The 21,654-nt window shown below is 72.6% G+C and carries 21 protein-coding genes; 14 read left to right on the top strand and 7 right to left on the bottom strand.

Annotated elements, in window-relative coordinates:
- The 3 genes from P3T27_RS21705 to P3T27_RS21695 all read right to left on the bottom strand — a co-directional run bounded on the left by P3T27_RS21705 (window position 1) and on the right by P3T27_RS21695 (window position 2,270).
- Window positions 1-942: a cobalamin biosynthesis protein CbiX gene (locus P3T27_RS21705; RefSeq protein ID WP_280680900.1), complete on the bottom strand. Its 942-nt coding sequence runs from the start codon at window positions 940-942 to the stop codon at window positions 1-3.
- 3 nt (window positions 943-945) lie between these two features.
- Window positions 946-1,251 (bottom strand): urease subunit gamma, encoded by a 306-nt coding sequence (locus P3T27_RS21700; RefSeq protein WP_280680898.1) that lies wholly within the window; start codon window positions 1,249-1,251, stop codon window positions 946-948.
- Between the two features lie 122 nt (window positions 1,252-1,373).
- Window positions 1,374-2,270 carry an urea transporter gene (locus tag P3T27_RS21695; protein ID WP_280681199.1) on the bottom strand — a complete coding sequence of 299 codons (897 nt, stop codon included), beginning with the start codon at window positions 2,268-2,270 and terminating at the stop codon, window positions 1,374-1,376.
- 802 nt (window positions 2,271-3,072) lie between these two features.
- Between P3T27_RS21695 and P3T27_RS21690 the strand changes: the two genes are divergently transcribed.
- Window positions 3,073-4,980 (top strand): MFS transporter, encoded by a 1,908-nt coding sequence (locus P3T27_RS21690; RefSeq protein WP_280681197.1) that lies wholly within the window; start codon window positions 3,073-3,075, stop codon window positions 4,978-4,980.
- Entirely contained in the window at window positions 4,977-5,507 is a 531-nt protein-coding gene (locus P3T27_RS21685; protein ID WP_280680892.1) for a MarR family transcriptional regulator, read from the top strand. The genes P3T27_RS21690 and P3T27_RS21685 overlap by 4 nt, the downstream gene beginning before the upstream one ends.
- A gap of 34 nt (window positions 5,508-5,541) precedes the next feature.
- Here P3T27_RS21685 and P3T27_RS21680 read toward each other — a convergent pair whose 3' ends face one another.
- Window positions 5,542-6,306: an alpha/beta hydrolase gene (locus P3T27_RS21680; RefSeq protein ID WP_280680891.1), complete on the bottom strand. Its 765-nt coding sequence runs from the start codon at window positions 6,304-6,306 to the stop codon at window positions 5,542-5,544.
- A gap of 105 nt (window positions 6,307-6,411) precedes the next feature.
- Between P3T27_RS21680 and P3T27_RS21675 the strand changes: the two genes are divergently transcribed.
- Window positions 6,412-6,945 carry a SigE family RNA polymerase sigma factor gene (locus P3T27_RS21675; RefSeq protein ID WP_280680890.1) on the top strand — a complete coding sequence of 178 codons (534 nt, stop codon included), beginning with the start codon at window positions 6,412-6,414 and terminating at the stop codon, window positions 6,943-6,945.
- The gene (locus P3T27_RS21670) at window positions 6,942-7,889 is read left to right on the top strand and encodes a hypothetical protein (protein ID WP_280680889.1); all 948 of its coding nucleotides are present in this window, start codon (window positions 6,942-6,944) and stop codon (window positions 7,887-7,889) included. The genes P3T27_RS21675 and P3T27_RS21670 overlap by 4 nt, the downstream gene beginning before the upstream one ends.
- A 207-nt stretch (window positions 7,890-8,096) precedes the next feature.
- Here P3T27_RS21670 and P3T27_RS21665 read toward each other — a convergent pair whose 3' ends face one another.
- Window positions 8,097-8,903 carry a nucleotidyltransferase domain-containing protein gene (locus P3T27_RS21665; protein WP_280680888.1) on the bottom strand — a complete coding sequence of 269 codons (807 nt, stop codon included), beginning with the start codon at window positions 8,901-8,903 and terminating at the stop codon, window positions 8,097-8,099.
- Window positions 8,904-9,122: 219 nt separating this feature from the next.
- Here P3T27_RS21665 and P3T27_RS21660 point away from each other — a divergent pair, with 219 nt between their 5' ends.
- Window positions 9,123-10,262 (top strand): hypothetical protein, encoded by a 1,140-nt coding sequence (locus P3T27_RS21660; protein WP_280680887.1) that lies wholly within the window; start codon window positions 9,123-9,125, stop codon window positions 10,260-10,262.
- Between the two features lie 252 nt (window positions 10,263-10,514).
- On the opposite strand, the gene P3T27_RS21655 is transcribed toward P3T27_RS21660, so the two are convergent.
- Window positions 10,515-11,075 (bottom strand): hypothetical protein, encoded by a 561-nt coding sequence (locus P3T27_RS21655; protein WP_280680884.1) that lies wholly within the window; start codon window positions 11,073-11,075, stop codon window positions 10,515-10,517.
- 258 nt (window positions 11,076-11,333) lie between these two features.
- Here P3T27_RS21655 and P3T27_RS21650 point away from each other — a divergent pair, with 258 nt between their 5' ends.
- The 8 genes from P3T27_RS21650 to P3T27_RS21615 all read left to right on the top strand — a co-directional run bounded on the left by P3T27_RS21650 (window position 11,334) and on the right by P3T27_RS21615 (window position 20,110).
- Window positions 11,334-12,659: a DUF4157 domain-containing protein gene (locus P3T27_RS21650; RefSeq protein WP_280680881.1), complete on the top strand. Its 1,326-nt coding sequence runs from the start codon at window positions 11,334-11,336 to the stop codon at window positions 12,657-12,659.
- Between the two features lie 369 nt (window positions 12,660-13,028).
- Complete coding sequence (locus P3T27_RS21645; protein ID WP_280680878.1) at window positions 13,029-13,226, top strand: hypothetical protein; 198 nt, start codon at window positions 13,029-13,031, stop codon at window positions 13,224-13,226.
- Between the two features lie 207 nt (window positions 13,227-13,433).
- Complete coding sequence (locus P3T27_RS21640) at window positions 13,434-13,940, top strand: hypothetical protein (RefSeq protein WP_280680876.1); 507 nt, start codon at window positions 13,434-13,436, stop codon at window positions 13,938-13,940.
- Window positions 13,941-14,575: 635 nt separating this feature from the next.
- A complete protein-coding gene (locus tag P3T27_RS21635; RefSeq protein ID WP_280680874.1) occupies window positions 14,576-17,425 on the top strand; it encodes an ATP-binding protein in 2,850 nt (949 codons plus the stop codon).
- Window positions 17,422-17,877, top strand: a complete 456-nt coding sequence (locus tag P3T27_RS21630) for a roadblock/LC7 domain-containing protein (protein ID WP_280680872.1) — start codon at window positions 17,422-17,424, stop codon at window positions 17,875-17,877. The genes P3T27_RS21635 and P3T27_RS21630 overlap by 4 nt, the downstream gene beginning before the upstream one ends.
- A 98-nt stretch (window positions 17,878-17,975) precedes the next feature.
- Window positions 17,976-18,341 (top strand): DUF742 domain-containing protein, encoded by a 366-nt coding sequence (locus P3T27_RS21625; protein WP_280681195.1) that lies wholly within the window; start codon window positions 17,976-17,978, stop codon window positions 18,339-18,341.
- A 3-nt stretch (window positions 18,342-18,344) separates the two neighbouring features.
- Window positions 18,345-18,947: an ATP/GTP-binding protein gene (locus P3T27_RS21620; protein ID WP_280680870.1), complete on the top strand. Its 603-nt coding sequence runs from the start codon at window positions 18,345-18,347 to the stop codon at window positions 18,945-18,947.
- Window positions 18,948-18,976: 29 nt separating this feature from the next.
- The gene (locus tag P3T27_RS21615) at window positions 18,977-20,110 is read left to right on the top strand and encodes an FAD-dependent monooxygenase (RefSeq protein ID WP_280680867.1); all 1,134 of its coding nucleotides are present in this window, start codon (window positions 18,977-18,979) and stop codon (window positions 20,108-20,110) included.
- Between the two features lie 172 nt (window positions 20,111-20,282).
- Here P3T27_RS21615 and P3T27_RS21610 read toward each other — a convergent pair whose 3' ends face one another.
- Window positions 20,283-21,062: a class A beta-lactamase-related serine hydrolase gene (locus tag P3T27_RS21610; protein WP_280680863.1), complete on the bottom strand. Its 780-nt coding sequence runs from the start codon at window positions 21,060-21,062 to the stop codon at window positions 20,283-20,285.
- Window positions 21,063-21,349: 287 nt separating this feature from the next.
- On the opposite strand from P3T27_RS21610, the gene P3T27_RS21605 reads away from it, so the two are divergent.
- The coding region (locus P3T27_RS21605) for a transposase (RefSeq protein WP_280680861.1) at window positions 21,350-21,654 on the top strand (305 nt) is incomplete at its 3' end.

The raw sequence follows: 21,654 nt of genomic DNA, 5'->3' as shown, positions 1-21,654 counted from the left end.
TCAGTGTTGTGTGTGGCCGTGCCCTTGGCCGTGGGAGTGCGAGTGCGAGTGGCCGTGGTTGTCCCCGTGGCCGTGGCTGTCGCCGTGTCCGTGGCCGTGCCCGTGACCATGCGTGTGGTCCCCGCCCGGGCCGTGGCTGTGGGCGTATCCGTGCCCGTGCTCGGCGTCGAGGCCGGCCAGGATGCCGTCCTCGCCGTGGCCGAGCAGGTGCAGGGCCGCCGCCGTACGGGCCGCGACCACGCCGGCGATCGCGGCCGGCCGCAGCAGCGGCCCGCCGTCCCGCACCCCGGGCAGTTCGGTGCGCAGGGCCGGTCCGAACGAGGCCGGGACGGCGGTCACTTCGCGGGCGCCGAGCAGCCGGCAGCGTTCGGCGCCCTCGGCCGGGTCGGGGTCGCCGCCCGCGAAGGCCACCTCCACCCAGCGGTGGTTCCCGTACTGGCGGACCAGCCGGGCGATCCGGAACAGGTCCGCGTCCTCGAACGGGCCGGCCGCCGGGGCGGTGACCAGGACGGCGCCGTCGCGCTGGGGGCCGGCGGAGGCCGCGGCCCGCAACCAGCCGACGAGGTGGTCCTTGCCGCCGAACGGCTCGGTCAGGGCGAGTCGGCCCCGGCCCTCCCCGGCGGCCAGCCAGCGCAGCGCCCGGGCGGTGTCGGCCACCAGCTTCGGGTCGCGCCCCAGCGTCATCGGCACGACGCACACCGGGCCGTCGGTGGCGGCCAGCGCCGAGCGGACGGCCTCGCCGAGCGCCCGGCCGGCGGCGGCCGCGGCGTGGACGGCGGGCTCGCGCTCCACCAGGGCGGCCAGGTCCCGGCCGCCGTCGCTCTCGTGCCCACCGGCCAGCACCACCGCGGTGGTGGACACCGGGGCGGTCGGGGCGGACACCGGGGCGGCCGCAGACAGCTGCGCCGGCGCGGGCGCCGCCTCCGCCTGAGGTGCGGTCATGGCTCAGGCACCCACCGGGTCGTGGCAGGAGACCAGTTTGGTGCCGTCCAGGAACGCGGCCTCCACCTGGAGCAGCGGCAGCATCTCGCGGACGCCGGGCATGACGTCCTCGCCGCTGACGGCCTGCTTGCCGATCTCCATGCACTCGGCGACGGTGCGCCCGTCCCGGGCGCCCTCCATGATCGCCTCGCTGATCAGCGCGCAGGCCTCGCTGTAGTTCAGCTTCACGCCGCGGTCGCGGCGCTTGCGGGCCAGATCGGCTACGACGTAGATGTACAGCTTGTCCATCTCACGCGGTGCGAGATTCACGGGAATCACTCTTCCTTTCCGAATGACCGAATGACCGAATGTCCACATGTCCGAACGGACGCGTGGGGCACTCGAAAGCGTCCGACGCGAACGGGGATCGAGATCCGACGCCGGCGATCCCGTCAGATTCTGCGAAGTCGGGGAATGGCCGGCACGGCCGCCAGGAACAGCATGGTCGTCAGGACGAACGGCCAGGTGAAGGCGTGGCCGCCGAACGGCGCGGTGACGGCACCCAGCGCGGGGGTCAGGACGGTGGCGGCGGCCGCGCCGAGCACGGCGTAGGCCGCGCTCCAGCCGTCGGCGGCGACGAACACCCCGCACAGCGCCATCGCGACGAGCACCCCGCTGTAGCCGAGCAGCCCCTGGCCGACGGCGGCGGCGGGCGCGCCGAGCGCCCAGGCGGTGAGCAGCCCGGTCGCACTGCCCGCGCAGGCCAGCAGGCCCGCCGGGCGGCTGGCCGCGAAGATGCCGGCCAGGAACAGCAGGCCGACGTACCACTGGGGCATGAAGAAGATCTGGCCGATGTTGGCGAAGAACCCGTGCCACAGCTGGTCCCAGGTCAGCCCGGTCGGACCTGCGGCCGGCGCGGCCAGGGCCGCCGGGGCCCCGGCGCCGTGCCACAGCTGCCGGAAGCCGGGCGCGGCGACGGTCGTGGCGGTGGCGACCAGGCAGAACGGCGCGGTGAGCGCCGGGAGTTTCCAGGTGTCGAGCACCGCACCGAGGCCCGCGGTGACCACCACGGCGACGGCGACGCCGAGCACGGCCACCGCGACGGTGGCGGGGTGGCCGGGGCCGAGGAACACCGCGCACCCCAGCGCCACCAGGCAGCCGTTGTACCCGTGCAGCCCGGCCTCGACGGCGCCGCGCGCCAGCCGCAGGCCGGACGCGACGGCGGTGCCGAGGGCGCTGCCGAGCAGGCCGTAGACGCCGTACGGCCAGCCGGCCGCGAACAGTGCCGCCACGAAGAACAGCCCGCAGACGGCGGACGGCATGAAATCCACCTGCGCGACGCCGCGCAGGACTTCGACGACTAACGTGAGGGATATCGGGCGGGCAACCTCGGAGTCCCCCGACCCACCCTTTTTCTGACCCATACGTCACACCAATTCCCGCTACGAATTTCCACGGCATGGCGAATAATCCGCAAGGCCGCTCGACTTACTCGCGAGCACGCCCGGCGATTCCTCCGGAACCGTACTCCTGCGGAATGTCGCCCGGAACGGACACGACCGGTTACACCCGTACAGCGAAGGGTGATCATCATGGCCCTGAGCTGCAACAATATGTTGATTCTGCAGGTCAGAACCCCTCCCAGGGAGAGGCATTCTTTGCGAAGTTTTACGTTCGGTGGACGATAATAAGAAAGTGGTCATGTCAAGTAATTCGACACGAAGCCATCCCGGCCGGGCAATTCGGACAGCCTGTGCGGCGAAATGACGGCGGCCCACGGCAACAATGTGGCGGGAATGTGTACGCGCTGCGTCGGGAAGCAGGCGATCGAGCCGGGACCGCCGCCCCGGCGGGCGGCCAACCGGCACTCCCCTCCTACGGGTACGAGCTCACCGGCAGCCGGCGGTACCGCACCACGGAGGCGATCACCGTCCGGGACGGGCTCATCCGGGCGGTCCAGGACCTACGACAGAGCCCGACCACGGGGCTTGCGGCGCCTTCCCAAGGCCCCCGCCCCTCGTTCACGCCCCCCGTGCACCTGTCGCAAGAAGGACGATCCGACTATCGTTAGTTAACGAAAGCTATCGACACTCTCTCCCCGCCTGACGGCCACGGCCGACCATGCACCAGGAGGCAACGGTGGCGACACACATGTCGAGCGGTGGCAGGGCCGGGCGCGTGCGCGCGCTCCACGGGGGTGTGGAGCCGGACCATCCGCGGTACAAGTGGGTCGCGCTCTCCAACACCACGCTCGGCACCCTGATCGCCACCATCAACGCCTCCATCGTCCTGATCTCGCTGCCCTCGATCTTCAACGGCATCGGCCTGGACCCGCTGCAACCCGGCAACGTCAGCTACCTGTTGTGGATGCTGATGGGCTACATGCTGGTCACCGCGGTCCTGGTGGTCACGCTCGGCAGGCTGGGCGACATCCACGGCCGGGTGCGGATCTACAACGCCGGCTTCCTGATCTTCACCGTCACCTCGGTGGCCCTCTCCCTCGACCCGCTGCACGGCGGGCCGGGCGCCCTGTGGCTGATCGTCTGGCGGGTGGTGCAGGCGGTCGGCGGTTCGATGCTGATGGCCAACTCGGCGGCGATCATCACCGACGCGTTCCCGGCCCACCGCCGCGGCATGGCGCTGGGGGTGAACATCGTCGCGGGCATCGCCGGCTCGTTCATCGGCCTGGTCCTGGGCGGGCTGTTGGCCGAGTGGAACTGGCGGTCGATCTTCTGGGTCAACGTGCCGATCGGCATCCTCGGCACGGTCTGGGCCTACCGGTCGCTGCGCGAGACCGGAGCGCGCCGGCCGGCCCGGATCGACTGGTGGGGCAACGTCACCTTCGGCGTCGGCCTGACCGCCCTGCTCGCCGCGATCACCTACGGCATCCAACCCTACGGCGGCCACACCATGGGCTGGACCAACCCCTGGGTGCTGGCCGGGCTGTTCGGCGGGGTGGCGCTGCTGATCGTCTTCTGCCGGGTCGAGTCCAGGGTCGCCGAACCGATGTTCCCGCTGGCCCTGTTCCGCGACCCGGTCTTCGCCGGCGGCAACGCGGCCACCCTGCTGGGCTCGATCGCCCGCGGCGGCCTCCAGTTCATGCTGATCATCTGGCTGCAGGGCATCTGGCTGCCGCTGCACGGCTACGACTACGCCGACACCCCGCTGTGGGCCGGCATCTACCTGGTCCCGCTGACCGTCGGCTTCCTCGCCGCCGGACCGCTCTCCGGGTACCTCTCGGACCGCGCCGGGGCCAGGCTCTTCGCCTCCGGCGGGCTGGTGGTGATGGCCCTGTCCTTCGCCGGGCTGCTGATGCTGCCGACCGACTTCGGGTACCCGTGGTTCGCCGTCCTGGTGTTCCTCAACGGCCTGGGCGGCGGCCTGTTCGCGGCCCCCAACACCTCGCTGATCATGTCGAGCGTGCCGGCCGAGGCCCGGGGCGCCGCCTCCGGCATGCGGGCCACCTTCCAGAACGCCGGCATGGTGCTCTCGATCGGCGTGTTCTTCTCGCTGATGGTGGCCGGGCTGGCCGGGTCGCTCCCGCACACGCTCAGCTCCGGACTGACCGCACAGGGCGTGTCCGCCGGCGACGCGAGCGCCATCGCCGCGCTGCCGCCGGTCGGCACGCTCTTCGCCGCGTTCCTCGGGTACAACCCGATCCAGCAGCTGCTGGGCCCGCACGTGCTCGGGCAGCTCCCGGCGGCCAACGCGCAGACGCTGACCGGGCGGGAGTTCTTCCCGCAGCTGATCTCGGGGCCCTTCCACGACGGCCTGGTCGTGGTGTTCTGGCTGGCGATCGCCATGTCGCTGGTCGCCGCGGCCGCCTCGCTCGTCCGTGAACGGCCTCGGCCCGACAACCCCCGCTCCGACAGTCCTCGGTCCGACAGTTCCGGGTCCGACAGTTCCCGGCCCAACAGTTCCCGGCCCGACAGTCCCCGGCCCGACAGTCCTCGCCCGGCCAGTCCCCGATCCGGCAGCCCCCGACCGGACCGGGACGCGCCCGGCGGACGCCCCGGGACGGACCGGGACGCGCCGCGGGGGAAGGCCGACCGGCCGTGACCGGCGCCGGCGGCGAGGCCGCGAGCGCGAGCCGGCCCGGCGGCGACGGCCTCTCCGCCGACGCCGTCGTCCGGCTCCGCCTGGTGATCGGCCGGCTCAACCGGCAGATGTCCCGCGCCTCCGGCGGCCAGGACCTCACCGTCGCCCAACTCTCCGCGCTGGTCCGGGTGGAGCAGCACGGCCCGCTGCGGCTCGGTGAACTCGCCGCGCGGGAGGCGGTGGCCGTCCCGTCCATGGTGCGGACGATCGCGCCGCTGACCGCCGACGGGCTGATCGCCAAGAGCCCCGACCCGACGGACGGCCGGTCGCAGCTGCTCGAACTCACCCCGGCGGGCCTGGAGACGATCACCCGGATCCGCCGCGAGCGTTCCGCGCTGCTGGCCCACCGCAGCGCACGGCTCACCGCGCAGCAGTGCCGGGACCTGGAGGCGGCTCTCCCCCTGCTGGAACTGCTGCTGGACGAGCCCGAGGCGGCCTGCCCGTCCGCCGTCCCGCCGCCCCGGGACCGGGACGCCTCCGGCAGCTGAGCCCGCGCTGCCGGTGCTGCCCGCGCTGCCGGGTCTACCGGGGCTGCGGCGCCGCCGCCTCGTCCAGGAACCCCGTGAGCAGTGCGAAGGCCTCCTCGGGCCGTTCCAGGCCGGGGAAGTGGCCGGCCCACGGCAGTTCGACGTGGCGGGCGTTCGGGATCACCGTCGGCAGGAAGGCGCCGATCTGCCGGAAGTCCTCCACGTCGTGGCCGCCCGACACGACCAGGCAGGGCGCCGTGATCCGCCCGAGGTCGGCGCCGTCGTCGGTCGGGCCGAACCGGGCGTCCGCCTGCACCTCGAAGGCGTGCCGCTGCATCCGGCGCACGTGCGCGCGCGTCTCGTCGTCCGCCTCCGGCCCCAGCCAGGTCTCGACGTTGAGCTCGACGGCCGCCGCGAGGTCGCCGTCCGTGAGCAGTTCCCGTTCCTTCGCGGCGAAGGCCCGCAGGGCCGGGCCCGGTGTGCGCCCGGACGCGCCGGGACACAGCAGGGCCAGCGCGGTCACCGCCGCCGGGCGCAGCGCCGCCACGTCCGTGGCGATCTTCCCGCCGTGCGAGGATCCGATCAGCGCGGCGGACTCGATGCCCAGGTGGTCGAGGAGGGCGAGGACGTCCTGTGCGTCGCTGTACGGGCCGTCCGCGAGCGGGGTGTCGCCGAAGCCCCGGAAGTCGCACCGGACCACCCGGTATCCGGCGTCGACGAGACCTTGCCACTGCGGGTCCCACATGCGCCGGTCGCACACGGACGAGTGGAGGAGCACCAGCGCGGGACCGGTCCCTGATACGTCATGAGAGAGGATCATCCGCCTGATCGTAGTGACGCCCCCTGGGGACGCCCACCGATTAACGATCAACGGGAGTAAGCGCTTCGGCGGGCCGCTGGGCTCTAGGTGGGTGAGGAGGTGCTCATGGGAGAAACGAAGACCGACCGGGACGCGGAGTTCCAGGCGTTCATCGTCGGAGCCTGGCCACGGCTGCTGCGGACGGCGTACCTGCTGGCCGGGGAGCAGTACGCGGCGGAGGACCTGGTGCAGTCCGCCGCGGAGAAGGCCTGCGCGGCGTGGACCAAGGTGCGACGGGCCGGCGATCCGCACAGCTACGTGCGGCGGATCCTGGTGAACGAGCACGCCCGCCGCTGGCGCCGCCGCGCGCCGGAGCTGCTGGTGGACGCCGTACCGGACGCGGCCGGGCCCGAGGACGGCTACGCCCGCTCCGACCAGCGCGGTGCGCTGCTGGCCGCGCTGGCCACCCTGCCGGCCCGCCAGCGCGAGGCCGTGGTGCTGCGGCACTGGGAGGACCTGAGCGACAGCCAGGCGGCGGTGGCCATGGGCTGCTCGGTGGGAGCCGTGCGCAGCCACGCGGCCAAGGGGATAGCGAAGCTGCGGGAGGCCGCGGCGCTGAGAGAACTCAAGGGCATGACACCCATCGGAGGTGCGGTATGAGCGCGAACGGCAACGGCGGGACGGTCGGTACGGGCGCGGCGGACGACGACGCGGACGTGTGGGTCGGGCTCGGCCTGGCGGAGGCGGCGGCCGGGGCGAAGGTCGGCTCGGTGCCGGTGGCGGACATCATGGCGGGCGGCCGCCGGATCCGGCGCCGCCGCCGGTCGATGGTCGGCGCGCTCGCGCTGGCCACCACGGTGGTGCTGGCGGGCGGGGCGATGGCCGGTCTGCACGGCGCCCCCGCGAACAGCCCCACCGCACAGGCGCTGGTCCCGGCCGACGGCGGTCCCGGCGGCGGCACCGGGGGCGGTCCCGCCGCCGAGCCGACCGGTACGGGCTCGACCGCCGCGAAGGACCCGTTCACCCCGCTCCGGGTGGTGATCGGGCAGGGCACCGTCGACGGCAAGGAGTGGAAGCTGTGGGAGGCGCTCTGGCCGACCGCCCCGAAGGAGCGGGCGTTCGAGCAGGCGATGGCGGTCTGGAGGGAGCGCAACGCCGTCGACCCCTCGGTCGAGAAGCCGACCGAGGCGTTCGTCCAGCATTACTGGCGGGACACCGAGGACGTGGTGAACACCTACGTCACGTTGGACGGGGTGCGCCAGAAGGACGACTCCGCGGGCAGCGTCCCCAACGCGAGCAACTTCGACCCGAGGGACGGCACCTACCTCGGCGGCGGCGTCATCGGCCCCCACGCCAAGGCGGGTACCCCCGGCCCGCTCCCAATCAGGCTGGCAACGATGTCCATCGGCCCCGACGTCGCCAAGGTCGTGGTGAACTGGACGGACGGCACGAAGCTCGAACCGCAGCTCGTCACCGTGGGGGACTCCCCCTACCGCCACCTCGTGGTGGCCGAGCAGCCGGGCAAGAAGGTGACGTCCTGGCAGTTCTTCGACAGGAACGGCACCAAGCTCCCGGACTCCGGCATGAAGATGCTGTCCGAGTAACGGTGGCCACGGCCGCCTGACCGAGCCGAGGGGCCGACCCCGCCCCCCGTCGGGCCGACCCCGCTCCCGTGCCCCCGTCGGGCCGACCCCGTTCTCGCGCCCCCCGGAAGCCCACCGGGAACCGCGCGCGCCGCTGTTCCCCCCTCAACTCGCCGAGCCCGTCGTCGGGTTGCGCTCCGGCGGGCGGTGGGGGGGAACACGGGTCCCTCAGGTCCGGGGCGCCTTCTCGCCGTGGACGGCGGCGTACTCGGCCGCCAGCCAGGGGCCGAGGTCGTCGATCAACACGTCGAGTGCGGGCAGGTCGGCCGTCGGGGTCCGGGCGATGGCTGCGGCCCGCCGCATCTGCGCGGCACGTTCGGGGTAGTAGTGGCCGAAGACCTCCGCGGATCGGGTGAGGTCACTGGTCCAGCCGCCCCAGCGGGGCATCACCAGGGTGAGGCCGGTCCGCACGATCCGGCGGGAGACGATGCGGCTGAGCGCCTCGCGCTCGGCGTCCGTCCCGCCGGCGGCCCGCCGCTCGCGCCACTGCGGGAGCGCGAGCCCCAGATCTCCGTTGGTCTCGCGGGCGAGCAGGGCCGTGGGGCGGTAGCGGGGCAGGTCGGTGGCGAGGTCGTCGCCGAGCAGCGGGGTGCAGAGGCAGGCGAGGAACCAGCCGAGGTCGTGGCGTTCGAGGTCGCTCAGCAGGGTGCTCGTGCTGAAGAGGAGGATCCCGACGCCGTTGACCTGAGGGAAGGAGGCGTCCAGCGCGGCTTCGAGCGCGTCGGCGTCGGACCGGTCGGTGCCGGTGGGCTCGCGACGAAGGGCGAGCAGCAGGTCGAGGTCGGACACGGCGGGGGTCGCGGTGCCGCGCGGGATGCTGCCGTAGAGGTAGGCACTGTGCAGCCGGTCACGGTCGAAGGTCTCGGCGATCAGCGCGCGAGCGGAGTCGACCACCGGCGCGAACTCCTGCCGCACCCGCCCCAGGGAGCCCTCGCGGGCGATGAAACCGTCGTCGTCCAGTCCTTCAGCAGCCATGGAGGTACTCTGCCGCGCCTCCTCACCTGCGGGCGAACGGATTTCCCCGGCGCGACCGGGCAGGCTGACCGTTACGCAGCGTGATCAACCTTTGGCGGATGTTGCCGTGCGCGCAGGGGTGGCCAAACCTAACGTGACGTCTTGGGGGTCACTCTGCGCCATGTTCGCGGGCCACGTCACTGTCCTGGCCACGCCGGCGCCACCTGCAGGAGGCAGTACATGAGATTTCGGGCAAGTTCGAGCGCGCTGGCTGCGGCAGCCCTGGTCGTCGGCCTGACGGCCGCCGCGACTCCGGCCGGGGCCACGGGTGCCGAAGGCGGCCGGGAGCCGTTCCTGAACCGCCTGAACACGGTGTCGTTCGTTGCGTCCACCGTCCCGGCCAACGGCGACCAGAACCCGTACGGCACGTTCGTGATCCGGGAGAACACCGGCGATCTGCATCGGGGCAACGTCCTGGTCAGCAACTTCAACAACTCGGTGCCGCCGAGTGGCCAGCAGGGCAGGGGCACCACCCTGGTCCAGATCAGCCCGGGCGGGGCGATGACCACGTTCGCCACGATCGACCCGAACACGCTGCCGGGCCCGTGCCCGGGCGGGGTCGGGCTGACCACCGCGCTCACGGTCCTGCGCGGCGGCTGGGTCGTGGTCGGCAGCCTGCCCACCGCGGACGGCACCTCGGACACGGCCCAGGCCGGCTGCCTGCTGGTGCTCGACAGCCACGGCACGGTACGCGAGACCATCGCGGGCGACGGCATCAACGGCCCGTGGGACATGACCGCCGTCAGCCACGACGACAAGAGCGAACTGTTCGTGACCAATGTGCTCAACGGCACGGTCGCCGGCGGCGGCAACGAGGTCGACCAGGGGACGGTGCTGCGGATCACCCTGTGCCATGAGGGCGACGCCCCGCCGCGGCGGGTGGCCACCACCGTGATCGGCTCCGGCTTCCCCGAGCGGACCGACCCGGCGGCCCTGGTGGTCGGCCCGACCGGCGTCGCCCTCGACCGTGCCGGGACGCTCTTCGTCGCGGACACCGTCCTGAGCCGGATCACGGCCATCCCGCACGCGCTGGACCGGAAGGACAGCGACGGCATCGGGCGCGTCATCAGCGCGGGCGGCAACCTGAACGGACCGCTCGGCATGGCCCTCGCACCCGGCGGCGACATCCTGACGGTGAACGCCGGGGACGGCAACATCGTGGAGACCACGCCCCACGGGGACCAGGTGGCGGTCAAGCAGATCAACTCCAGCGGCAGCCCGGCGGGCGCGGGTGCGCTCTTCGGCCTCGCGGTGGACCTGGACCGCGACGAGGTCTTCTTCGTCAACGACGCGACCAACGAACTCGACGTCCTGCACTGACGAGCGGCGGTCCGAGGAAGGCGGCGCACCGGCTCGGTGCACCGCCTTCCTTAAGCAGCGGTTCGTCAGGCCCTGAGGGCAGGGCCGGCCCAGGGGACCCACTGCCCTGAGTCCTCGATCCGTTGGAGGCGACATGGGCGTCCAGGAGGATCAGCTCCACGCCCGCGATGTCCACGCCCCGGAAACCCGCCGGGAACCGCGCGCGCTCGCGCTCCTCCCAGACCTCGTACTGAGCTTGTGACGGCGAGCCGGTCAATGCGGCCAGGCGGTCTCCGCCTGCCATTCATCGAACTTCCAGGCCGAATGGCAGGTGCTCAGGTACGGCAGGTGCCCGTCCCACTCGACGGCTGTCAGCGCCTTGGCGGGCCGGAAAGTGATGTGGCCGGTCGCATCGATGTCGAACCCCCAGGAAAAGCCGACCACCGGCAGGACCTGCCGTTGGGCCCGGTCCAAAGGTGTCCACGCCAGGAAGCTGTGAGCGAGCCAGGCCATGGGCGGGCGCCCGGATCGTGACGGCGCGTCAAACAGAGTGGGGTTGACACCGAAGAAGGCGTAGGGGGACGGCGCATCCTCGAACAGGGCGAAAGGATCCATCTCGAAGTCGACACCGCTGGACGAGTTGTCTGTCGACCGGACCAGCTGGACCCAGCCGAACAGGGACCGATACCCCCTGCTGGGATAGTCCACGACAGCCGTACAGCATGGAAACCCGCGCGTGTCAGGGTGCTTGCCGACCGTCAACGGCTCATCGACCTGTTCAAGGTCCACCGTCACACGGCCGGTCTCACCATCGCGGGTGAAGGGAAGGATCACGGCATCATCCTTCCCATGGCGCGCCGTCAGCCACAAGAGCCGAAAGGAACACGAACGCCGCCAGAACCCCGACGTCGGCTCGATCGATGGCATGTCGCCGCCACGGCGCGGCCTCCCCCAACCTGGTGCGCCGCATCGGCGTCGGGGCACCGTGCAGTGCATCTTCAGGCAGCAGGGACTGCCCGTACGAACCTGGCGTCACCGCTGGGGTCACGGATATCCAGGAGAGGGTTGAACTTTCGAGCCGAAAGAAGGAAGATGCGCGCCCAAGACAACGCCAAGGATGTCGACGCCGGCAAGGTCCGTTCCTCAGCCCGCACGCCGGACGCGGCGACGGGGAGCCCGGGCCGGGCACAGGCCGCCCCTCAGGCGCTCCTCGCCCTGCAGAGCAGCCGCGGCAACGCGGCCGTCGTGCAGATGCTCCGCGCGGCCGGTCACCCGGGCGCCCGGGAGCAGCACCACCACAGTGACAGCTGCGGCCACTTGGGGACCGAGGACCCCTCCGTGCAGCGTTCCGCCGTCCACGACGTCCTGCGCTCGCCGGGCCGGCCTCTCGAAGAGGCGACCCGCACCGACATGGAGGGCCGTTTCGGCGTCGACTTCTCCGACGTCCGCATCCACGACAACACCGCGGCGAAGGCCTCCGCCGCCGAGGTCGGAGCCCGCGCGTACACCTCCGGCAACCATGTCGTCATCGGTCACGGCGGCGCCGACAAGCACACGCTCGCCCACGAGTTGACGCACGTGCTCCAGCAACGGCAGGGCCCCGTGGCCGGCACCGACAACGGTTCGGGGCTCAAGGTCTCCGACCCCTCCGACCGCTTCGAACGCGAGGCGGAGGCCAACGCGACGAGGGTCATGTCACGCGGCCCGGCCTTGCAGCGCGCCGAGTCGGAGGCGTCCGCGGTCCCGCGGGTCGGCGAGGCCGCGATCCAGCGTGCGCCCGAGCAGAACCGGCCCGCGATCACCCACAACAACCCGGACGACGACTGGGTGGCCGACAACACCGCGCCGGCGCGCGCGGACGGTCTCGTCCTCAGCGGTCACGGCGCCTGGCATGCCGCGAACGGTCAGTTCCGGGTGCCGGCGGGAACGCGAGTGCACTTCTACACGCAGCACGGAATGGTCCTCCCGGACGACCTGGGCGGGAACGTGGAGCAGGGCGCCAACCAGCGCGGCAACGTGGAACAGGGCCAACGCGCCGGCGCCTCACGCAGCTTCGGGGGCGGGCGGACCGTACAGAACTACACCATCTCCTACCCCAGCGGCCTCACCATTCGAGGAAACCCCGCAATCGCCACCCCGGTGGCCGGCGGGTACAGCGTCGAACTCGATCCGGAGACTCCGCAAGCCGCCGTCATCAACGTCGCCTCGCTGACCGATCCCCAACTCGCCGGCCACTCCATCGTCTTCGACGGCGACGTGCTGCTGAGCGACATCCTGCAACCCGGCATGGGCGACGTGCACTTCGCCGCCTGCCGCTTCGTCGAGACCGGTAGGCCCGGAACCCGGAACCAGGGCCGCCCCCAGAACCACAACTACCAAGGCGACCCCGGCGAGGACGGCGGCCTCTTCAACCCCTGACCCGCCCGGGTGCGCGGTCCTGGCCGATGAGGCGGGCCCCGAGGATCGTCCTCGGGGCCCGCCTGCTCGTCGGTTCGGCCTTCGGCCTTCGGCCTTTCCGCCTACCGAGTGAGGAGCGCGCTCGCCTCCTCCCCGGCGCCGGGCAGCTCCCCCAGGCCGCCGAGGAAGTCGTCTGCCCGACGCTCGCCGTCGGGGCGGCGTCACGGGCTGATGCGACAGGGAACCCCGGCCGGGGGCGGATGACCTCTGGGAGGATCCGCCGATGGGCCGGCCCGGGTGGGGCTGGTTAGAGTCGCCGCAATCTGACGGACGGCCGGGCGGGCGCCTGCTGATCGGCTTCATGTCGCAATGGTCGAAGGGGATTCGCCCGTGAGCGCACAGCAGTACGACGAGATCGGTGAGGCGTTCGAGGGCTTCAAGTCCCTGCCACTGGCGAAGCACGCGGAGGACGCCGCCGCCATGGAGCGGATGTGCCGCAACGTCCACCGGAGCCTGGCACCCGGCGCGGAGTACTGGTCGGACTTCCACGCCAACCCCCCACTGCAGATGCTCCGCTGCCGCGCCTGACCACCACTCCGGGGGCCCTGCCGCCGACCGCGAAAGCGCGGCACCCGGTAGGCTGCTGCTCCGACACCTGCTTGAATCAGGGGAGTTCAGCTGATGCGGCGATCCGACGGGCTCCCAGGAGCAGCGGGCCTCCTTGCCGCTGCCGCACTCCTGGCCGCATGCACCGGCGGTGAAGCACCGTCCCAGCGAGAGGATGCCGCCTGGGCGTTGGACGGACTGGCCGCCACCTCGGCAGCCCCTGCCGTCCAGCGCAGCATCGACGCCCTTCCCGCCCGGGGCACGGCCAAGATCCTGGGCATCGCCGAGGTTTCAGGCATCGACGTGGTCCTCGCCATCAGAAACGGCACCTGCCAGGTGTCGCTTCTACCGGACGGGTTGGCCGAGCCGACCAGCACCGCCCCCGATTTCCTCGGATCGCAGCGCCCGACGGTCGGCGGCGGTTTCTCGGACGCCCACCGGGACTTCCCGGGCAGCGTTCTCGCCGGGACATACACCCAGGCGTCCGCCGAGATGACGCCCTTCACCTTCGTGACCGTCGGCTGCTCCGAGAAGGCGATGGCGGTCAGGATCGAGGGGGCCAAGGATTCCGCGGAGGCGCGGAAGAAGTCCGGTGATTCGCTGCGATCGTGGCGCGACGGCCCCAACACGCTGCTGGCCGTCGGAGCCCCCGAAGCGATCCATCGGTCCGCGCCGGACTCCGGCACCGGCTCCTGAGAGCGTGACGTTCGGATGAAGGCGCCCTCAGGGGCGACCCCGAGGAGGCCGGGCGGGTCCTGGCGGCCGAGCTGGAGGCCACCCGGTCGCGCCTGCCGGCCGACTAGGACCCGAGCAGGGCGGACACCCCCGAGAGCGACGCAGAGCCCGGAACGGCCGGCCGACCGATCGACCGGCCGGATATCCGGAGCGCGGGCACACAGTTTTCACACGGCGGCCACCACGGCACCCGCGCCCGGCCCCGACACTCCGTCAACCCGCCCCGAACCTGGATGCTTCGGACACGTACAATCAACCATCAGATGACATTGTGTCCGGAGCGTGTGTGAGCACGGTCCAGGCGGCGAACGCACTTTCACTCCAATCACACGGTATGACTAGTATCGCCTCGTCAAAGCCCGTGCCCCGGACGGCCCGCCCCGATCAGGCCGGCCGCCATTCCCAAGGAGTCTGTTCTGCGCGCGCGTGCGAATCGGCGGCCCCCGACGCCGAAGGCCCCCCGCAGGCGTCCGCGCCTGTCACTGCGGACGGCGCTGCTCGTCCTCGCCGTCGTCCCCAGCATCGCCCTCGCCGTACTGTGGGCGGTCACCAGCGGCGAAACCGTCTTCGACTTCCAGCGCCAGGCCGCACAGGGCATGCTCGCCCAGAAGGCCGGCCAGCCGTCCAACATCGTCTACTACAACCTCCAGGAGGAGCGCCGGCTCAGCGCCGAGGCGCTCGCCCGGCCCGGTGCCAACGCCGACCAGCTGCGCCGCCAGCGGCAGCAGACCGACGACGCGGTGCGCCAGTTCCAGGCCCTCTCCGGCGAGACCGCCGACAACGCCCCCGACGACGTCCGCACCGCCGTCGCCGAGGCCCGCCAGGCGATGGGCAAGCTGGCCGAACAGCGCGCCGCCGTCGACCACGGCTCGATCGACCAGCAGTCCCTCTACGCGTACTACACCGACCTGATCGCCGTCGACCTGCGGCTGTTCACCGCGCTCAGCCACGTCGACACCGGCGAGGTCACCTGGGTCTCCAAGACCCTGGTGAACGCCTTCTGGGCCAAGGAGATGCTCGCCCGCGAGGACGCCATCCTGGCCCGCGGCTGGTCCACCGGGCGGCTCACCGTCAGCGACTACCAGCAGGTCCAGCAGGCCATCGGGGCGCAGGAGCACCTGTTCACCGTCCAGGTCGTCCCGTACATCCCGGACGGCGAGGCCGCCGCCTGGCACGACCTGATGAACAGCCCCGCCTGGCAGGCCAAGGCCGCCGTCGAGCAGTCGCTCACCAAGCCCACCGCCGCCGAGGCCAACGGCACCGTCAAGCTCCCCGCCGCGCAGGACCAGTGGCGCCAGGCCCTCGACCAGCTCAACCCGCCGCTGGTCAAGGCCATCGAGACCCGCACCAGCGGCATCGTCGACGTCGGCAAGGGCGCCATCCTCTCGCTGCTCACCAAGGTCGTCCTGACCACCGTCGTCGGCCTGATCACGGTCGTCGCGGTGATCATCGCCTCCTGGCGGCTCAGCCGCTCGCTGCGCCGGCGCATCAAGGAACTGCAGACCCAGGCCGAGGAGATGGAGCGCACCCTCCCCGAGGTCGTCGAGCGCCTCGGCCGCGGCGAGCAGGTCGACGTCGAGGCCGACAGCCGCAGCATCACCGCCGGCCCGAACGGCAACGGCACCGACGAGATCGCCCGCCTCGGCCAGGCCCTCAACCTGGCCCGCGCCTCCGCCGTGGAGGCCGCCGTCAAGCAGGCCGAGCAGCACCGCGGCTTCGAGCGCCTGCTCCAGCGCATCGCCCGCCGCACCCAGCTGCTGATCGGCCGCCAGCTGCGCAAGCTCGACGAGCTGGAGCGCAAGCACGAGGACCCGGAGGTCCTGGAGGGCCTGTTCGACCTCGACCACCTCACCGCCCGCCTGCGCCGCTACGAGGAGAACCTCGTCATCATGGCCGGCGGCCAGCCCCAGCGGCGCTGGCGCAAGCCCGTCCCGCTGCTGGACGTGCTGCGCGCCGCGCAGGGCGAGGTGCAGGACTACCGCCGGATCATGATCGACGTCGAGGGCCACCCGTGGCTGTCCGAACGCGCCGTCGGCCCGGTCGCACACGTGCTCGCCGAGCTGATGGAGAACGCGACCACCTTCTCCAAGCCGCCCACCCCGGTCGAGGTCCGGGCCGCCATGGTCGGCCGCGGGCTCGCCGTCGAGATCGAGGACCGCGGCCTCGGCATGGACCCCGAGCAGTACGACGCGGCCAACGAACTGATGAGCCGCCCGCCCCGCACCGACGTGCTGGCCCGGGCGGACGACATCCGCCTCGGCTTCTTCGTCGTCGCCCGGCTGGCCGCGCACAGCGGGCTGAAGGTCGAGTTCCGGCCGTCCGCCTTCGGCGGCACCCGGGTGGTCGTCCTGGTCCCGGACGAGCTCGTCATCGACGGCGACGCCGGGCTGCCCGACGCCGTCCCCGCCGAACCGATCCCGCTCGTGCGGCGCTCCCGCAAGGCGCTGCTCACCGCCTCCAACGAGGCGCCGGAGCCGGAGCCGGCGGCGCCGCCGGTCGCGCCGGTGGACTCCTTCCCCGACTCCTTCCCGCCCGCGGACCCCTTCACGGCGGTGGAGGCGTTCGGGCCGGCGGAGGCCTTCGGGCAGGTCCAGCAGGTGGCGCAGCCCGCGTACATCGAGCCGCTCGGACAGCCCGGGCCGGACCCGCTGGCCGGGCCGGACCCGCTGCCCGGACCCGATCCGCTGCTCGGGCAGCTGCCGCAGGACCGGCAGGCCGAACCCGTCCAGGCCTTCGGGCACGTCGAGTACGTCCCGCCCATGCCCGCGCCCGAGCCCGAGCCCGCGCCGTTCCCCGTCGGGTACGCCGAGCAGCCGATCGAGCACAGCTCCCCGGCCCCCGACGCCCCGGCCGACCAGGCGCCCTCGCACGACGCGCCCGCCTACCCGGACATCGCCTACGCCCGGGTCACCGACGCCGAGGCCCCGTACGCCGACGAGCAGTACCGCCCGGCCGACCACTACCGGCTGGCCGAACGGCGCCGGCGCCGCGAGTACGCCTCCGCGGTGCCGCTCAGCCCCGCCGAGGACGAACAGCCTCCGCTGCCGCAGCGCGTCCGGCAGGCCAGCCTGGCCGCCGAACTGCGCGTCCCGCCGCCGCCCCGGCAGCCGTGGGCCGACCCCGCCGGCGGGCACCGCGCCGACACCGACCCCCGGGCCACCAGGCCCACCGGCGCCGCCGGAGCCACCCCCCAGGCCACCGGACCGGCCGGCGGCCCGTTCCAGCGCCCGACGAAGCGCTCCGGCGCGACCATCGGCGCCTTCCAGCGCCAGTCCCGCGCCGCCCGCGCCCAGGACAGCGGTGAACACCCGCTGCCCCCGGGCCTGACCGCCCTGCCGGCTCCCCCCACCGCCCCCGCCGGCTCCCCGACGCCCGCGCCCGACCCGTCCCCCTGGGCCCTGCCGGCCGCGGACCCCCGAACCACACGAACGGATGACCAGTCATGAACCGCACGATCGCCACCCACCAGGACCTGGACTGGCTGCTGGACGGACTCGTCGACTCGGTGCCCGAGACCAGGAACGCCGTCCTGCTCTCCGATGACGGCCTGGTCGTCAGCCACTCCCGCACCATCGAACGGGCCGACGCCGAGCGCCTCGCCGCCATCGCCACCGGCCAGCAGAGCCTCGCCCGCGGCGTCGGCCAGCTCTTCGACGGCGGGGCGGTCCACCAGGTGATCGTCGAACTGGCCGAGTGCTGGCTGTTCATCATCGCCGCCGCCCAGGGCACCCACCTGGCCGTCGTCGCCTCCCAGGAGGTCGACGCCGAGGTCATGGCGGTCGCGATGCACACCCTGGTGCAGCAGGTCGGCCAGAAGATGACCACCCCGGTGCGCGGCGAGACCGGCTCCGCCTCCCCCGCCGGCTTCGACGCCTTCGCCGCCCGGAACCGGGGCTGACGCCGGTGGGCCCGTACGGGAACGGGGGCTGGCAGCGCGGCGACACTCCGCACTGGAGCGAACTGCCGGACGAGGACGCGGAGGACGACGCGGGTGTCATGGTGCGCCCGTACACCATCACCCGCGGCCGCACCGCCCCCGAACGCGACGACCTCACCCTGATCACCGTGCTCACCACCGTCGAGGACGAGGCCGACCGGGCCCTGGCGCGGGGCAGCCGCGCCGGTGCCCGCGGCCTCCAGCCCGAGCACCGGATGATCCTCGACCGCTGCCGGCGCCCGGCAGCCGTCGCCGAGGTGTCGGCCGGCCTGGACCTCCCGGTCTCGGTCACCAAGATCCTGTTGGGCGACCTGGTCGCCCAGGGCCTGCTGCGGGCCCGGGCGCCGCTCTCGGTGGCCCGGGCCGCCGGAGGCGTGGACCTCGGCCTGCTCACGGCCGTTCGCGAAGGACTCCGGAGACTCTGAACCATGGCAACACCCCACCCCAGCAGTGCCGTCGACGCCGCCACGCCCACCGCGCCGGCCGCCGTCAAGATCCTCATCGCGGGCGGCTTCGGCGTCGGCAAGACCACCCTCGTCGGCTCGGTCAGCGAGGTCACCCCGCTGCGCACCGAGGAGTACCTGACCCGGGCCAGCGTCGGCGTGGACGACCTGTCCGGCGTCGACCAGAAGGACACCACCACCGTCGCCCTCGACTTCGGCCGGATCACCGTCAGCCCGGACCTCGTCGTCTACCTGTTCGGCACCCCCGGGCAGGAGCGCTTCTGGTTCATGTGGAACGACCTCGTCAACGGCGCCCTCGGCGGCATCGTCATCGCCGACACCCGGCGGCTCGACACCAGCTTCGCCTCCATCGACTTCTTCGAGAGCCGGGGCATCCCCTTCGTCGTCGCCATCAACTGCTTCCACAGCCACAACACCCGCACCCCCGACGAGATCCGGGCCGCACTCGACCTCGACCCGCAGGTGCCGATGCTGCTCGGCGACGTCCGCGAACGCGCCTTCGGACGCGACCTGCTGCTCGCGCTGGTCGACCACCTGATGGACCTCGCCGCCGCCCCCGTCGGCTGACCCGCACCCCGATCCCTGGAGCACCCCGCATGACCCCTCCCCTGCGCGTCCTGATCCACGGCGGCGGCATCGGCGGCCTCACCCTCGCCACCGCCCTCGCCCGGCGCGGCCACCACGTCGACGTCGCCGAGCTCCGCGACCAGCCGGAGGCACTCGGCGTCGGCATCATCCAGCCCTCCAACGCCCTGCACGTGATGCGCGAGATCGGCGCCCTGGACGCCTGCCTCGCCGCCGGTTTCGCGTGGGAGGTGCTGACCATCTGCGACCCGACCGGCGCCGTCCTCGCCAAGATCCCGCAGCCCCGCATGGGCGACGCCCCCGCCAACAACGGCATCCCCCGCCCCGCCCTCGCCCGGATCCTGGCCACCGCCGCCACCGATGCCGACGCGAACCTGCGCTTCGGCACCACCATCGCCGAACTCGCCGAGGACGCCGACGGCGTCGACGCCGCGCTCACCGACGGGCACGGCGGCCGCTACGACCTCGTCGTCGGCTTCGACGGCATCGGCTCGCCGCTGCGCAAGCGCCGCTACGGCGAGAAGTACCCGCCCGAGTACACCGGCTTCGCCAACTGGCGCGTCACGCTGCCGCGTTCGCCCGAGGTCCAGGGCGTGGTGATGTCCACCGGCAACCTCCAGGCCAAGGCGCTGCTCACCCCGATCAGCGACGACCTGATGTACCTGGGCTCGGTGTTCGCCGAGGCCGAGGACTTCCGGCCCGACCCCGAGCACGCCCACGAGCAGCTCGCCGAACGCCTGGCCGGCTTCGGCGGCCCGATCGCCGAGGCCCTCGCCCAGGTCACCGACCCGGCCGCGGTGGTCTACTCGCGGATATCCCAGGTGAGCGTCGAGGAGCCCTGGCACGTCGGCCGGATCGCGCTCGCCGGCGACGCCGCCCACGCCTCCACCCCGCACCTCGCCCAGGGCGCCGCGATGGCCGTCGAGGACGCGCTCGTCCTCGCCCTGAGCCTGGACGCCGCCGACACCGTCCCCGCCGCGCTCGCCGCCTGGGAGGAGCGCCGCCGCCCCCGCGCCCTGTGGGTCCAGGCCCTCTCCCGGGCCGTCCTCAAGCAGGAGACCGGCACGCCCACCACCCCGGAGGAGGACGAGCTGCTCAAGGTCGGCATCCCCGGCGCCGCCCACGTCCTGGTCCGGCCGTACTAGGGTCTCGCCGATCGGACTTCTCCGTTCCCCCCGGTCAACGGCCTGCTTCCGACCCTGCCAGCCGGTGCGCGCGGGGTCGACGGCTCCGATCCGTCACCTTCGTGCCAGGCGGGGTACGGGCGGGCCGGGGGCGGCTGCCGTCAGGAGGCCGGTACGGCGAGCCTTCGGGCGCTCAGCCGATCTCGCCGCCGATCTCGCCGCTGATCTGACCGCGACGCTCCCACACCGCCGCCGAGACCCGGGCCAGCAGCCGGGCCGCCGGGTCCGTACGGTCCTCGCCCGAGGCCAGCGGGCCGGTGTAGCAGACGGCGATCAGGTACGGCGGGCAGTCCTCCGGGTGCACCAGGCCCACACTGTGCCGGGCGCCCGGCACCCAGCCGTTCTTGAAGGCGATCCGGGTGCCCGGCGGCAGCCCCGCCGCCAGGTCCACCCGGAACGCGTTGCGCTCCAGCAGCGCCAGCAACTCCGGCTCCCCGCCCAGGGAGTGCAGCAGCCGCACCAGATCCCGCGCGCTCACCCGGTTGTGGACGCCCGCGTCGCGCGCCGCGTAGTCCTCGATCCCGCGCGGGCTCGCGCTGCGCGTCGCCCCGGCCCGCAGCCATGCCTCGGCCACCGTCGCCCGGTCGATCTGCGCCAGGCACAGGTTGGTGGCCAGGTTGGAGGAGTGCGTGATCATCCGCTCGGCCAGCAGCCGCAGCGGCGCCGCCGTGCCGACCAGCTCCCAGGGCAGCGGATCGCTGTCCCACGCCGGGTCGTTGCCGAACTCCCCGCCCACGACCGACGCGAAGCGGTTCACCACCGGCACCTCGGCGTCCAGCTCCACCCCGCTGCGGTACAGCGCCGCCAGCACCGCCACCTTCATCGTGCTCGCCGCATCGTGCAGCTCGTCCGGCTCCCGCACGAACACCGGCTCCGCCTCGCCCGCCCAGGGGGCCACCACCACAGACAGCATGGCCGAAGCCTAGGGCGTCGCAGGGTCGTTCGTCAGCGGTTCCTTCCGTGCCCTGCCGCCCAGCAGGGCGAGGAAGGACGAGCCGGGCCGGGCGGATCAGAGCATCACTCAGAATCGCTCCACCCCCGGCCTGAAGGCCGGAGCACTGCCATTAGCTCTAGGGCCTGTGTGATGTCGTGATCAATATTGCGGTTTCGTGCTTGCCCGAAAGCGGGATCTGAGGTTCCCCCGAGGTGCGGAAGGTTGCCGGACATGACCTGATGGGTCGTGAGAAGGGAGCCTCTGCCATGGCTGCACCGATGAAGTATCCGCCCGAGTTGCGGCGGCGAGCCGTTGCCGCGTACCGGGCCGCCGACCCGAAGCCGGTGATCCGGCAGATGGCCCGGGACCTGGGCGTGCACCACGAGGCCCTGCGCAACTGGATCCGCCAGGACGAGACCGACCGCGGCGAGCGCGACGACCGGCTGACCACAGCCGAGAAGGAGGAACTGGCCGCTCTGCGCAAGGAGAACGCCGAACTCCGCCGGTCCTGCGAGATCCTCAAGGCCGCCTCGGCTTTTTTCGCCCAGGAGCTCGACCCGACCCGGCGACG

The sequence above is a fragment of the Kitasatospora sp. MAA19 genome, assembly GCF_029894125.1.
GTDB lineage: Bacteria > Actinomycetota > Actinomycetes > Streptomycetales > Streptomycetaceae > Kitasatospora.
The sequence above is the reverse complement of the archived record's forward strand: the minus strand, read 5'-3'. Positions and strand labels throughout refer to the sequence as shown.

Bases quoted from the DNA above. Each gene is read 5' to 3' on its own strand.
- P3T27_RS21705 (WP_280680900.1), bottom strand. From the start codon at position 942: ATGACCGCACCTCAGGCGGAGGCGGCGCCCGCGCCGGCGCAGCTGTCT.
- P3T27_RS21635 (WP_280680874.1), top strand. From the start codon at position 14,576: ATGCTCGCCCAGAAGGCCGGCCAGCCGTCCAACATCGTCTACTACAAC.
- P3T27_RS21620 (WP_280680870.1), top strand. From the start codon at position 18,345: ATGGCAACACCCCACCCCAGCAGTGCCGTCGACGCCGCCACGCCCACC.
- P3T27_RS21610 (WP_280680863.1), bottom strand. From the start codon at position 21,062: ATGCTGTCTGTGGTGGTGGCCCCCTGGGCGGGCGAGGCGGAGCCGGTG.
- P3T27_RS21660 (WP_280680887.1), top strand. From the start codon at position 9,123: ATGAGATTTCGGGCAAGTTCGAGCGCGCTGGCTGCGGCAGCCCTGGTC.
- P3T27_RS21625 (WP_280681195.1), top strand. From the start codon at position 17,976: ATGGTGCGCCCGTACACCATCACCCGCGGCCGCACCGCCCCCGAACGC.
- P3T27_RS21680 (WP_280680891.1), bottom strand. From the start codon at position 6,306: ATGATCCTCTCTCATGACGTATCAGGGACCGGTCCCGCGCTGGTGCTC.
- P3T27_RS21615 (WP_280680867.1), top strand. From the start codon at position 18,977: ATGACCCCTCCCCTGCGCGTCCTGATCCACGGCGGCGGCATCGGCGGC.
- P3T27_RS21670 (WP_280680889.1), top strand. From the start codon at position 6,942: ATGAGCGCGAACGGCAACGGCGGGACGGTCGGTACGGGCGCGGCGGAC.
- P3T27_RS21650 (WP_280680881.1), top strand. From the start codon at position 11,334: ATGCGCGCCCAAGACAACGCCAAGGATGTCGACGCCGGCAAGGTCCGT.
- P3T27_RS21675 (WP_280680890.1), top strand. From the start codon at position 6,412: ATGGGAGAAACGAAGACCGACCGGGACGCGGAGTTCCAGGCGTTCATC.
- P3T27_RS21665 (WP_280680888.1), bottom strand. From the start codon at position 8,903: ATGGCTGCTGAAGGACTGGACGACGACGGTTTCATCGCCCGCGAGGGC.
- P3T27_RS21630 (WP_280680872.1), top strand. From the start codon at position 17,422: ATGAACCGCACGATCGCCACCCACCAGGACCTGGACTGGCTGCTGGAC.
- P3T27_RS21690 (WP_280681197.1), top strand. From the start codon at position 3,073: ATGTCGAGCGGTGGCAGGGCCGGGCGCGTGCGCGCGCTCCACGGGGGT.